Genomic DNA, 12,422 nt, shown 5'->3' on the forward strand with positions numbered 1-12,422 from the left:
AGCGGGGCGGAGGAAAGTCCTCCGCCCCGCTCCCACGACGACGAACCTCAGTGGGCCTCACCCAGGTACGCGTCGCGCACCCGCTGGTCGGCCAGGAGCGAGTGCCCCGGACCGTCCAGAGTGGTCTTGCCGAGGTCGATCACGTACCCGTGGTCCGACAACGCCAGAGCCGCGAGGGCGTTCTGCTCCACCAGCAGAATGGTGGTGCCGAGCGACTGCAGCTCCTTGATGGTGTCGAAGATCCGCTGCGTCATGATCGGCGAGAGACCCATCGAGGGCTCGTCGAGCATGAGCAGGCGGGGCTTGGACATCATCGCGCGGCCGATGGCGAGCATCTGCTGCTCACCGCCGGAGAACAGGCCGGCCTTGTTGTGCCGCCGCTCCCCCAGCACGGGGAAGAGGTCGTACACGCGCTGCATGTCGGCCTGCACCCCGTCGTCCTTGCGGACGTACGCACCGAGCTGCAGGTTCTCCTCCACGGTCATCCGCGGGAAGAGCCGACGACCCTCGGGCGAGTGCGAGATGCCCATGCCGAGGATCGCGTGCGCCGGCTGGTTGTGGATCGGCTTGCCCTGGAACAGGATGTCGCCGGCCGCGGGCCGGAGCAGGCCCGAGATCGTGCGCAGAGTCGTGGTCTTGCCCGCGCCGTTCGAGCCGATGAGCGACACGATCTGGCCGGCCTCGACGGTGAACGAGATGTCGCGGACGGCCTCGATCGCGCCGTAGGCGACCGAGAGGTTGCGGACTTCGAGCAGCGGGCTCATGCCTGCTCTCCCTTCGCGGCCTCGACGTCGTGCTGGACTTCCTCCGGCGGCTTGCCGAGGTAGGCCTCGACCACCCGCGGGTCCGCCCGCACGACCTCGGGGCTGCCCTCGACGAGCAGTTCGCCCTGCACGAGCACGGAGACCGAGTCGCACAGGCCGAAGATGAACTTGATGTCGTGCTCGATGACCACGACGGACACACCCGTCTCGCGGATGCGGAAGATCAGCTGCTGCGTCGCTTCCGTCTCCTGCGGGTTCATACCCGCGGTGGGCTCGTCCAGCAGCAGCACCGCCGGATCCGTCGCCAACGCGCGCGCGATCTCCAGACGGCGCTGGTCGCCGTAGGGGAGGTTGCGCGAGAGCTCGTCGTCCACGCCGTTCAGGCCGACGAACGCGAGCAGCTCCCGCGACCGCTCGCGCGCCGCCTTCTCACCGCGGTGGTAGGCGGGGCCGTGGAACAGCGAGGCCAGCGGGCCCTGCTTCATCCGGACGTGACGGCCCACCATGACGTTCTCCAGCACGGTCATGCTGGGGAACAGGCGGATGTTCTGGAACGTGCGGGCCACGCCCGCGTCCGTCACCTTCGCCGGGTCGCCGGGCAGGACGTTGCCCTTGAGCAGCACCTGACCGGTGGTCGGCGTGTAGAGACCCGTGAGGCAGTTGAAGAACGTGGTCTTCCCCGCGCCGTTCGGGCCGATCAGGCCGACGATCTTTCCTTCTTCGAGCGTCAGGGTGACGCCCTTCAACGCCTTGAGGCCACCGAAGACCATCGAGACGTCGCGCGCCTCCAAAACCGGCGTGCTCATGCCTTCTTCGCCTCCAAATGCGCCTCTTCGGCGTTCTCATCGGCGCGTTCGACCATCTCAGCGCGCCTGTGCGCATCGGGGATCAGGCCGACCGGCCGGAACCGCATGATCAGGATCAGCGCGAGGCCGAAGATCATGAGGCGGTAGTCCTCGAAGTCGCGCAGCTTTTCGGGCAGCACGAACAGCAACGCGGCACCGAGCACGGCGCCGGGGATCGAGCCCATGCCGCCCAGGATGACCGCCGCGAGCAGCGTGACCGACTCGAGGAACTTGAACGACTCGTACGAGACGGTGCCGTTCTTGTGCGCGAACACCGCGCCCGCGAGACCCGCGAGCATGGCACCGATGAGGAACGCGAGGATCTTCATCTTGCCGGTGCGGATGCCCATCGCGCGGGCGGCGTCCTCGTCCTCGCGGATCGCGATCCAGGCCCGGCCGATGCGGCTGAACTTGAGGTTCGCGAACACGGCCATCGTCGCCGCGACGAGCAGCACGATGAGGATGTAGTAGAGGACACCCGCGGGAAGCTTCACCGAGCCGATCGAGATCGACCGGTTGAACTCCGTGCCGAACAGCGACAGCGCCGGGATGCCGGGGATGGCGTTGGACCCGTTGGTGAAGCCACCGATGTCGTTCTGCGCGGAGCGGGTGAAGATCTCACCGAACGCCAGCGTCACGATCGCGAGGTAGTCACCGCGGACCCGCAGCGTCGGCGAACCGACGACGGCGCCGAAGATGCCGGCCACGACCGCCGCGATGACGGCGGCGACGGGGAACGGCAGGTCGAAACCGAAGTACGCGGTGGCCGCACCGGAGAAGTTCGCCGCCACGAGGGCGCCGATGCCCATGAACGCCACGTACCCGAGGTCGAGCAGACCCGCGAGGCCGACGACGATGTTCAGGCCGATCGCGGTGGCGGCGTAGATGCCGATGTTCGCCGCGACCGTCATCCAGTACTCGTTGCCCGCGTCGGTGAACGGCAGCAGCAGCGCGCACGCCGCCAGCACGACCACGCTGAACACGCGGTGCTGCTCGGACAGGGCCGAGATCCAGCGCACGAACCCGACGCCGCTCAGCGCGGCCAGAATGCCTGCGGCGAACCCGAGGAACGACAGGAAGATCGCGCCCGCGTACGGGTTGGCCGAGCCGACGCCACCGGTGGTCAGCATCGCCGCGACGGCGTAGAGCACCGCGCCGAACGACACCACCAGGACGAGGTACGCGACCGGCGTCGAGACCTTGAACCTCCAGTCGCCCACCGGCTCGATGCCGATGCCGTAGCCCGCGAGGATCGCCAGCACACCGGCGACCAGGCCGACCACACCGCCGAACGCGGTCGCGCCGTCGAGGGCCGTGATGGCGCCGAGGCCACCGCCCTTGACCGTGATGTACGCGGCGTTGACGAACGACACGAGGGTGAGGCCCCAGCCGAGCGCCCGGACGACCCGGCCCTTGGACGGGACCGGCGCGAACGCGGCGACCAGGATGAGGACGCCGAGCACCAGGACGTGCCAGCGGAAACCGGTGACCGAGAACGGCGCGTCGAAGAACTGCAGCGTCGACTTGTCGGGCCAGTTGCCGTCGTTGAGGGTGAACGTGACCCACGGCAGCAGTGCCGCGACGATGCCCAGGACGCCACCGGCGGCCGCGAACGGCTTGCCGAGCGGTGCGAGCGCGGAGCGCTTGCCAGAAGAAGTGTCGACCGTGCTCATGCGCGCACCCTTTCCGGCTCGCCGAACAGACCCTGCGGGCGGAAGACGAGCACGAGGATCAGCACGACGAAGATCCACACGTAGTCGTACTGGGTACCACCCGGCATGTACTGGCCGGCCACGGTCTTGATCAGACCGATGATGAACGCGCCGATGACCGCGCCCCGAATGCTGCCGACACCGCCCAGGACCGCCGCCGTGAAGGCGAAGATGCCGGTCTGGAAGCCCATGTCGATGTTGATGTTGTTCAGGTAGCCGCCGTACATGATGCCGGCGACACCGGCGAGCACGGCGCCGAACACGAACGTCAGCACGATCACCCGGTTCGGGTTCACGCCCATGAGCTTCGCGGTGTCGGGGTCCTGCGCGGTCGCGCGCATCGCCCGGCCCATCCTCGACTTGTTGATGTAGGTCTGCAGGATGACCGCGAGGCCGATCGAGAGCCCGACGAGCAGCACACCGGTCCACGACACGTTGACGGGGCCGAGCGTGAGGTTGCCCTCGGGGAAGACCTTCGGGTACGGCAGGTTCGACTTGGCGTTCGGGTAGAAAACGCGCACGGCCTCCTGCAGGAAGACGGACACGCCGAGCGCTGTGATCAGCGGTGCCAGCCGGGGTGCGTTGCGCAGCGGCCGGTAGGCGAAGCGTTCCATGACCACGGCGACGACGACCGCCACCACGATGCCGCCGACGAACATGAGCGGCAGGGCCACGGCAGGCGACTTCTGGAGGTCTTCCGGAAGAAGCGTGAACGTGGCGAGGCCTCCGTACGAGGCCACCATGAAGACCTCGCCGTGGGCGAAGTTGATCAGCTGGATGATGCCGTACACCATCGTGTACCCGAGGGCGATCAGGGCGATCAACGCACCCTGCACGACCCCGTTGGCCAGCTGTTGGAGCAGGACTGACACGACTACCTCCGTAGACGGCGGGGGCGAGCAAACAACGCCCGCCCCCGCCGTGGCTTCAATCAGTGACTAGGTAGTCGTCAGCCGGTGAACTCGCCGGTCTGAACGTCCTTCCACTTGCCAGAGGTGACCGAGTAGACCGTCAGCACCTTGTTCGTGCTGTCGCCGTACTGGTCGAACTTGACCTCACCCGTGGCGCCGGAGCCGCTGTAGGCACCGACGTTGGTCAGCATGGCGTCGCGCTTCGAGTCGTCCCAGGCACCGCCCTCGACGGTCTTGGCCAGACCACCGATGATCGCGTTCGCGGCGTCGTAGGAGAACGCACCGTAGGCGGCGTAGTCCTCCTTGCCGAACTTGGCCTTGTACGCCTCGACGAAGGCCTTGGCCGTGGCCAGGGACTCGGTCGGCGCGCCGACGGAGGTGGCGAGGTCGCCCTCCTTGCCGCCGAGCTCGACGAACTTCGGGTCGAAGATGCCGTCGCCGCCCATCAGCGGGACGTTGAGACCGGCGGACGCCATCTGCTTGGACAGCGGGCCGGCGACCGGGTACTCACCGCCGTAGTAGACGGCGTCCGGGTTCAGCGCCTTGATCTTGGAGATGACGCCGGAGAAGTCGGTGTCCTTCTCGCCGACCTTCTCGGAGCCGACGATCTTGCCGCCCTTCTTGGCGACCTGCTTCGACAGCTCGGCGGCGAGGCCCTCACCGTAGGTCTTGCCGTCGGTGATGATGGCGATGTTCTTCTTGCCGGCCTTCTCGACGAGGTAGTTGGCCGCGTACGGGCCCTGCAGGTCGTCGGTGGTGCAGACGCGGAAGTAGTTGTCGAACTGGCGCTTCGGGGCGGTCAGGAAGTCGTTGCCCCTGGTCAGCGACGGGTTGGTGTTCGCGGGCGACACCTGGGGGATCTTCTTGTCCCGCAGGATCGGCTGCACCGTCTGGGCCACCGACGAGTTGAGCGTGCCGACGACGCCGACGACGTTCGGGTCGGTCGACAGCTTCGTCGCGGCCTGGGCGCCCTTGGCGGGGTTGGCCTCGTCGTCCTGAGCGGACACGGTCAGCTTGTAGCCCGGAACCGTGCACTTCTTGTTCGCCTCGTCCACGGCGAGCTCGGCGGACTGCTTGATGCCGAGGCCGAGAGCGGACAGGTTCCCGGACAACGGGGCGACAACACCGACGGTCAGAGTGCCCTTCGACGTGTCGCAGCTGCCCCCGGTGTTGCCGCCGCCCTCGGTCTTGTTCGAGCCACAAGCTGCAAGAACAAGCAGCGAGGCACCGACAATCGCTGCGGACTTCACAGAGTGCTTACGCACGTGATGTCCCTCCTCTATCCCTGCTCCCGGCTGCGCGAGATCTCCGCGCACCGCTCCATCACCCTCTCCTGAGGGATGGCCGGAACCTAGGCGATGACTGTGACCGCAGTCATCAAAGCCAATGGGCTCGTGACCATAACGCAACTCGGCGTTATGTTTTACTTAAGCAATGTCACAGACCGTAACCTTCGTTCACTCTTTGGACGGCTGTCATAGCCTCGGCGTATGACTCCCCGTCGTCGGGTGATCGCCTTGCTCGGCGCCGCGGCCGTCGTGGCCGCAGCGGTGCTGGTTCTGCGCGATACCGATGATGCCCTGCAGAAGCGCAGTTCAGAGGCCGTTCGGCTGACAAAGTACGCAGCGGATTTCGTCCAGCTCCCGTCTCGACCGGCTCCTCCGGCTGCTCCGTCCTCCGTATGGAGCAGCGACGGGCGGGTCCGGTGGGCGCCCGTGCCCGGCGCGGCGGGCTACGAGGTCGACGGCACGCTCGTCGCGTCGCCCGAGATCGCCCGGTCCGGCCGGCCCGAGGTGCGGGCGGTGGACGCCTTCGGCCAGCGGTCGGCACCGGTCCGGGCGCGGGAACAGCCCCGCGACGACACGTGGCGCCAAGCGGTGAACGGCTGGCTGGACGACTTCGACGACCCGTTCCTGGAGCGCCGCTACCACCTCAGCGCCCGCCGCGGGTGCGTCAACCCCGCAACGGGCTCCGGCGGCCGCTTGGTGCTCGACATGCCGTGCGGGAACGACACGGCGGTGCTGCGCGCACGAACGCTGCTGCAGCTCGGCGAGTCGGGGGAACGAGGCCGGGTGGTCGTGGTGACGGACGCGGCCGGGCCGCGCGGGAGGCTGGTGCTCGACCTGGTCCCCGGAACGCCGGATCGCGCCGGACCCATTCCTCCGGCTGATGCGGTCCGCGTCGTCGTGGACGACTCCGTGGCCCCCGGAACGCGGGGAGCGGGCGTTCTGCATCGATTCGAAGCGGTGCTGACAGATAACGATGTGCGCGTTGTGCAAGACGGCGCGCAGATCGCGTCCTTGCCGGCCGTGCCGGAGTGGCGCGAGGCGAGCGTGCTGGTCGGCGTGACCCCTCCGCCGAGCTACCCGGGACGCGTGGAGATCGACGCGATCGGGATCACCGGGTCACGCCAGTCCGTGGAGGACGTGACCGAGACGCACCTCGTGCCAGGGACGCTGCGGGTGTTGGATCCCGATGAGGAGGCGCCTGGCATCGGCGTGGCGCGCACACCGTTGCGTGACGCTCCCTCGGCACGGCTGCGGACAACGGTGCGTCTCGGTGACGGCGGCGATCCGAACGGCCTGGTCGCGCAGTTCGGGCCGGCGCGGGTGCCGTTGCGGCCGGTGGTGAGCGGCTGGTCCACGGCGCAGGACAGCGAGCTGACACTGGCCGGAGACCTGCCGGCGGATGTGCTCGGAGCGTCGGGGCCGGACGCGCTGTCGCCGTTCGTGCTCCGGATGCCCGGCGCGTCGCAAGCCCAGGTGCTGGAGAGCTACTTCGAGGTGCCGGGCCCGTCACCGGTGCGGCTCGAGGCCGTCTCGCAGGAGTCCGTGCCCGTTTTGCCCGTGATGACGGCTGAGTTCGTCCGTGTGGCCCCGAACGACGCGACGCTGGCAATCACCCTCGACGCGTCTCCCGCGCGTTCAGTGGCGCCGTTAGCGGGCTTCGAGGTGTACGTCGACAGCTCTCTCGCGGCCACCATGCCGATTCCGGGCGGCGTCGGCGGCCGGCACGAAGTGCAGCTGTCGCTGAAAGGCAGTCACAACGTCGAAGTCCGCCTGCGTCCCGAGAACCCCGAGGCGCAGACGGACTCCGTGTGGCTCGAACTCAGCCGAAGTTCTCGATGACGGCTTCCGCGACGGCCTTCATCGTCGTGCGGCGGTCCATGGCGGTGCGCTGCACCCACCGGAACGCCTCCGGCTCGCTCAGGCCCTGCTTGGACATGAGGATGCCCTTGGCGCGCTCCACGACCTTGCGGGTCTCCAGGCGCTCGGTGAGCCCGGCGACCTCCTGCTCGAGCGCGGCCAGCTCGTTGAACCGGCTCATCGCCAGCTCGATCGCGGGCACCAGGTCCCGCTTCGCGAACGGCTTGACCAGGTACGCCATCGCCCCCGCGTCACGGGCGCGCTCGACCAGGTCGCGCTGGCTGAACGCGGTGAGGATCACGACCGGCGCGATCCGGTTGCCCGCGATGTGCTGCGCCGCCTCGATCCCGTCGACCTTGGGCATCTTGACGTCCAGGATCACCAGGTCGGGGTCGAGCTCGGTCGCGAGCTTGATGGCCTCCTCGCCATCTGCGGCCTCACCCGCCACGTCGTAGCCCTCCTCGCGGAGCATCTCCACGAGGTCGAGGCGGATCAGCGCCTCGTCCTCCGCGACGAGCACGCGGGGGGCCTTGCGCGTGGCTTCGGACTGGGCCTCGGCAGCCTGCTGGGTCACCGGGGTCCTCCTGACGATCGTTCCTGCGGGCGAAAGCGCAGTCTACCGGCGGCCCGGCCGCTGATCAGGCTCGGCGGCCGTGACGGCAGACACGAACTCCTCGGGCCACGGGTAGGTCCGCACGCCCTCCTCGACGTCCTCGGTGGGCGCGTCGATGCGGCGCAGCGTGATGTCCGCGGTGGTCCCGAAGTCCGGGTGACCGAGCTTCTGCCCGATCTCGTCCTCGGACGGGCCACCGGCCCACTCGACGAACCAGGCCCCGCCCATCGGGAGTGCTCGCAACCAGCTGGCGTCATGCCACAGGTGTACCCGGCGCAGAAGAGCGCTCCCAGTGGCCGATTCCGCGACCACGTCGTCGTTGCCGCCGCCGTCGGTGTACTCGACGCCGCGGAACTCGTGCATCCAGCGCAGGTAGCGCATGCCGCGGTCCCACGCCTGCTCGTCGACGCCGGAGAGCACGACCGAGGCGTCCCCGGTGGTCAGTTCGGCCGAGCGCCGGTGCTGCCGGTGCTCCAGCCCGGCGACGCCCATGCCGAAGCCGCCCTCCGTGCGCGGGAGCAGCTCGAACAGCAGCGGGCCCAGCGCCCTGCCGTGCAGGTGCAGCCGGAGGGTCTCCCCCGGCTCCACCGTCCGGAACACGTGGGCGGGCCTGACGATGCTCGCGGGCGGCATCAGCTGCAGCACGCTCGCGGCGGTGCAGGCCGCGAACAGCACCTTGGCCTCGAGCTGCCGCTGGGCTTCCGTGGCCGCGTCGGGCATGAGCTCACCGCCGCGGACGGCCGGGACCGCCTGGGAGAGGTTCTCACCGGTGTAGGCGCGCCGCAGATCGGCGAGCTGGTCCGTGGTGGACAGACGTGCCATGACAGCAGTCCTCGTTTCCGCCGCCCGGCTCGGCACGACAAGGACGCATGTGTCACGCGTCTACGTGGTCGGTTCGCTTCGGCGAGCAGGAGTTGCTGAACACTGCGGCGGACGACGCCGCTCACTGCCGGGGAGCGGCTCCAGCCTCACGTCTGCTCGGACGCCGCTGACCACGTTACCGGACGACCGCCACCGGTTTTCTAGTCGGCGCCGACGATCAGCTTGTACGTCACGTCGACGCTCCTGCCGCCGCCCGATCCGCGGATCACGAGGTCGTGCTCACCGGACGGAGGAGCCGGAATCCACGCGTAGAGGCCGCAGCCTACGGAGTCGAGGCGACCGGCCCGCGTGCCGAACGGGTTGCCCGCGCGCGCTTCGTAGGTGAACGGCGTGGCGGGCACCGTCGTGAGCGGCTGCGTGGCGTTGTTCAGCAGCACCTCGCCCTGAGCGGTCTTCATGAACGCCTCGCAGCCGGCGATGTCGCCCGCGAGGTTCACCGCGGGCGCGAGCAGCGGCTTGTCGGCGGGAACCCGGCACTGCCGCTCGACCGGCCCTCCGGTGAGCGATCCCGCGAGCAACCAGACCTCGACGGGCTGGTCGCGCATGCAGAAACGGCCGGAGGTGTCGGAGACCGGGTTGCTGTTCGCGGGCTGGGAGGCCCACGTCCACCACAGCGCCTGGAAATCGGCAGGAGCCAATTCGTCCGAAGTGGACGTTTGCGGAGCGGGAGGGTGCGTCGCCGTTCGTGCGTTCCCGCCACAACCGGCGAGCAGAACCACCAGGAACAGCAGGACGATCCTCACTGGTTCTCGCGCCCCTTGCGTCGTTGTTCCTCCGCGCGCTCACGGCAGCGGCGCAGGAACTCCTGGTCGTCGTCGGCGTTCGCGGCCGCGAACCGCCCCGGCCGGTCGTATTCCGGGTAGGTGGCGGCGCCGCGCTCGAAAGCCCCGGTGCGCGCACGTCCCGTCCCCACCGGGCGGCCCGCGACGAGCCACGCGATCGACCCCACCACGGGGAAGAACAGGACCAGGAGAAGCCACCAGAGCTTCGGCAGGTTGCGAACGGATCCTTCGTCCGTGGTGACCACGTCGACGACCGCGAAGATCGTCACGCAGAGCATCACCACTCCGAACAGCCCACCGAAGTACAGCATCTCCCACCCCCAGGTCATGCGGTCGCGCACATCGTGGCACAAAAGGCGACCCGCTGAACATGGTTCGCAGTTCGACCACCGGCGGAACAATTATTGAGCGGACAACCAATTCACCCCGCAGGGCGAAAAAATCACCGTTTCGAATTGAGTCCCGCTCGATTCGGTCGCGGTTCCGGGAGAGTGGGACGTTCACAGCGGCGCTGACGCTGAGCACCAGAGCTGCTGCGCACCCGTTGCCGGGGCCACCAGCGGGCCTTAGCTTCGGGCGCATGCCGCTGGGTGCCGAGAGCTTGCTGGACGTGCTGGCCGCGCACGACGTCGAGGTGGTGTTCGGCTTGCCGGGCGTGCACAACCTCGCGATCTGGGAGGCGCTGCGGAAGCAGCCGGGCATCCGCATGATCGGTGTGCGTCACGAGCAGACAGCGGTCTACGCGGCGGACGGCTACGCACGCGCCACCGGCAAGCTCGGCGTCGCCGTCGTCACCACCGGTCCCGGCGCGGCGAACACCCTGGGCGCCACCGGCGAGGCGTGGGCGTCGGGCAGCCCGGTGCTGGTGATCGCCACGGACATCCCGTCGACCCTGCGCCGGCCCGGCGTGCACCGCGGCGTCCTGCACGAAACACGTGACCAGAGGGCCATGTTCGTGCCGGTCACGAAAGCCGCGTTCGACGTGCCGTCGGCACAGGGGCTCGCCGCGTACGCCGACAAGGCCGTCCGGCAAGCCCTCCACAGCCCGCACGGCCCGGTCTACCTCGGTGTTCCGACGGACTTCCTGTCCACCGAAACCCCACGGCACACCGTCGCGGAGGTGGAGCCCTCCCGCACCGTTCCCGACCTCGCCGAAGCCGGACGACTCGTCGCCGCGTCCTCCCGGCCGCTCATCTGGGCCGGCGGTGGCGCGGCGCGGTCCGGTGCGGGCTTTGCCATCGGCACGTTGGCCGCCAAGCTGCAGGCACCGATCATCACGACGTACGGGGCACGCGGCCTGACGGACAGCCCTCTCGTCGTGCGCGGCCCAGCGCACGCACCGCCCGTCGGGAAGCTGTGGGACGACGCCGACCTCGTGATCGCGATCGGCACCGACTTCGACGGCATGATGACCCAGAACTGGTCGCAGCCGCAGCCTCCCGCCCTGGTGGCCGTCAACATCGACAAAGCGGAGGCGAACAAGAACTACCCGGCGGACGTCACCCTGGAAGGCGACGCCGCCACCGTCACCGCCGCCCTCGCGGCCGCGGTGAGTCCCAAAGAAGGTGCGTGCGACGTCGAAGCGGTCAACGCCGAAGTACGTGCTTTGGCCGAAGAAGACTCTCCGGACGCCGCGAAGTTGTTGCGCGCGTTGGAAGGCACCGACGCCACGATCGTCGTCGACATGTGCATCCCCGGCTACTGGATCGGCGGCTTCCACCACGTCACCCACCCCCGCGGCCTCGCCTACCCGGTCGGCTGGGGCACGCTCGGCTTCGGCTTCCCGGCCGCCATCGGCGCCGCCGTGGCCCACCGCACCGTCGCGGTCGTGGGTGACGGCGGCTTCCTCTTCGCCTGCGGCGACCTGGCGACGGTGAAGCAGGAAGGCCTGCCGCTCACCATCGTGCTCGTGGACGACGGCGGCTACGGCATGCTCCGCTACGACCAGCAGATCGCGAACCACACCATCACCGGCGTGGACCTCACCCGCCCCGACTTCGCCAAGCTGGCCGAGAGCTTCGGCATCCCCGCCGTGACGCTGAACGGCTTCGACGACCTCCGAACGGCACTGGACGCCTCCGACGGCCCGTCGATGATCGTCGTCAACGCGAGCCTCAAACCGCCGCTGAACACCTCACCGCGCTGGTACCGCAGAACCACCACCTGACCAACGCCACCGAGGGCGAGGACGACGGCACCGTGTGGCTGCGCTACTACTACGGGACTTGAGAAACTGCTCCGGTGACGCGAACCTGGCCCGAGAACCAAGCGACCGACGAAGCGGCCCTCGCCCGGCAGTTCCTGGACTTCCTCCGCAAGACCGCCGTGCTGAAGGTCGAAGGCCTGACCAGAGCCCAGGCCGCAGCAGCCCCGATCCACACCTCCCCGAAGCTGACGGCGCTGGGCGTCCTCAAACACCTGACCGCCGTCGAGCGCTACTGGCTCTGCATCGCCGGCGCGGGCCTCGACCTGCCGTCACTCTGGGAGGGCGACCCGGACCCGTCCTGGAACCTCGAAGACGACGACACCCCGGCGTCGCTCATCCAGGCGTACCGCGAGGAATGGGCGAACGCCGAGGCGTTGACGAAGCTGGATCCCGCCGCGCCGGCGGCCGACGGCGAACGCACCGTGCGATGGATCCTGGCCCACGTGACACAGGAAACCGCACGCCACGTGGGCCATCTCGACCTGCTCCGCGAACTGGCGGACGGCGAGACCGGCGAGTAGCCGATCGGGGTGCGGACGAGACGTCCGCACCCCGACATGA

General features: G+C 68.9%; 12 protein-coding genes. 3 read left to right on the top strand and 9 right to left on the bottom strand.

Going from position 1 to position 12,422, the window contains the following annotated elements; genetic code table 11:
• Positions 1-47 precede the first annotated feature (47 nt).
• From L6E10_RS07395 to L6E10_RS07415, 5 genes are all read right to left on the bottom strand, one after another.
• The gene (locus L6E10_RS07395; RefSeq protein WP_236218076.1) at positions 48-764 is read right to left on the bottom strand and encodes an ABC transporter ATP-binding protein; all 717 of its coding nucleotides are present in this window, start codon (positions 762-764) and stop codon (positions 48-50) included.
• Positions 761-1,570, bottom strand: coding sequence for an ABC transporter ATP-binding protein (locus tag L6E10_RS07400; protein WP_090095769.1), 810 nt, complete (start codon positions 1,568-1,570; stop codon positions 761-763). The genes L6E10_RS07395 and L6E10_RS07400 overlap by 4 nt, the downstream gene beginning before the upstream one ends.
• Entirely contained in the window at positions 1,567-3,282 is a 1,716-nt protein-coding gene (locus L6E10_RS07405; RefSeq protein WP_236218078.1) for a branched-chain amino acid ABC transporter permease, read from the bottom strand. Before L6E10_RS07405 ends, L6E10_RS07400 begins: the two co-directional genes overlap by 4 nt.
• Positions 3,279-4,193 carry a branched-chain amino acid ABC transporter permease gene (locus tag L6E10_RS07410; RefSeq protein WP_236218080.1) on the bottom strand — a complete coding sequence of 305 codons (915 nt, stop codon included), beginning with the start codon at positions 4,191-4,193 and terminating at the stop codon, positions 3,279-3,281. The genes L6E10_RS07405 and L6E10_RS07410 overlap by 4 nt, the downstream gene beginning before the upstream one ends.
• A 77-nt stretch (positions 4,194-4,270) precedes the next feature.
• Entirely contained in the window at positions 4,271-5,497 is a 1,227-nt protein-coding gene (locus tag L6E10_RS07415; protein ID WP_090095767.1) for a branched-chain amino acid ABC transporter substrate-binding protein, read from the bottom strand.
• Between the two features lie 450 nt (positions 5,498-5,947).
• Here L6E10_RS07415 and L6E10_RS07420 point away from each other — a divergent pair, with 450 nt between their 5' ends.
• Positions 5,948-7,360: a hypothetical protein gene (locus L6E10_RS07420; RefSeq protein ID WP_236218082.1), complete on the top strand. Its 1,413-nt coding sequence runs from the start codon at positions 5,948-5,950 to the stop codon at positions 7,358-7,360.
• On the opposite strand, the gene L6E10_RS07425 is transcribed toward L6E10_RS07420, so the two are convergent.
• The 4 genes from L6E10_RS07425 to L6E10_RS07440 all read right to left on the bottom strand — a co-directional run bounded on the left by L6E10_RS07425 (position 7,341) and on the right by L6E10_RS07440 (position 9,966).
• Positions 7,341-7,952 (bottom strand): ANTAR domain-containing response regulator, encoded by a 612-nt coding sequence (locus tag L6E10_RS07425; RefSeq protein ID WP_090095765.1) that lies wholly within the window; start codon positions 7,950-7,952, stop codon positions 7,341-7,343. The genes L6E10_RS07420 and L6E10_RS07425 overlap by 20 nt on opposite strands.
• Before the next feature lie 42 nt (positions 7,953-7,994).
• Entirely contained in the window at positions 7,995-8,813 is an 819-nt protein-coding gene (locus L6E10_RS07430; protein WP_236218084.1) for a hypothetical protein, read from the bottom strand.
• A gap of 200 nt (positions 8,814-9,013) precedes the next feature.
• A complete protein-coding gene (locus tag L6E10_RS07435) occupies positions 9,014-9,511 on the bottom strand; it encodes a hypothetical protein (protein WP_236218086.1) in 498 nt (165 codons plus the stop codon).
• Between the two features lie 101 nt (positions 9,512-9,612).
• Entirely contained in the window at positions 9,613-9,966 is a 354-nt protein-coding gene (locus tag L6E10_RS07440; protein ID WP_236218413.1) for a PLDc N-terminal domain-containing protein, read from the bottom strand.
• A 269-nt stretch (positions 9,967-10,235) separates the two neighbouring features.
• Between L6E10_RS07440 and L6E10_RS07445 the strand changes: the two genes are divergently transcribed.
• Positions 10,236-11,822, top strand: coding sequence for a thiamine pyrophosphate-binding protein (locus tag L6E10_RS07445; protein WP_236218088.1), 1,587 nt, complete (start codon positions 10,236-10,238; stop codon positions 11,820-11,822).
• Positions 11,823-11,896: 74 nt separating this feature from the next.
• Positions 11,897-12,382: a DUF664 domain-containing protein gene (locus tag L6E10_RS07450; RefSeq protein WP_236218090.1), complete on the top strand. Its 486-nt coding sequence runs from the start codon at positions 11,897-11,899 to the stop codon at positions 12,380-12,382.
• The last annotated feature ends 40 nt before the right edge of the window (positions 12,383-12,422 follow it).

It is taken from the genome of Lentzea sp. CC55 (assembly GCF_021056325.1).
Classification (GTDB): domain Bacteria; phylum Actinomycetota; class Actinomycetes; order Mycobacteriales; family Pseudonocardiaceae; genus Lentzea; species Lentzea jiangxiensis.

What these genes read in the sequence shown, in the direction of transcription:
- L6E10_RS07395 (WP_236218076.1), bottom strand. Translation starts at nt 764, where the DNA reads ATGAGCCCGCTGCTCGAAGTCCGCAACCTCTCGGTCGCCTACGGCGCG.
- L6E10_RS07400 (WP_090095769.1), bottom strand. Translation starts at nt 1,570, where the DNA reads ATGAGCACGCCGGTTTTGGAGGCGCGCGACGTCTCGATGGTCTTCGGT.
- L6E10_RS07405 (WP_236218078.1), bottom strand. Translation starts at nt 3,282, where the DNA reads ATGAGCACGGTCGACACTTCTTCTGGCAAGCGCTCCGCGCTCGCACCG.
- L6E10_RS07430 (WP_236218084.1), bottom strand. Translation starts at nt 8,813, where the DNA reads ATGGCACGTCTGTCCACCACGGACCAGCTCGCCGATCTGCGGCGCGCC.
- L6E10_RS07440 (WP_236218413.1), bottom strand. Translation starts at nt 9,966, where the DNA reads ATGCTGTACTTCGGTGGGCTGTTCGGAGTGGTGATGCTCTGCGTGACG.
- L6E10_RS07445 (WP_236218088.1), top strand. Translation starts at nt 10,236, where the DNA reads ATGCCGCTGGGTGCCGAGAGCTTGCTGGACGTGCTGGCCGCGCACGAC.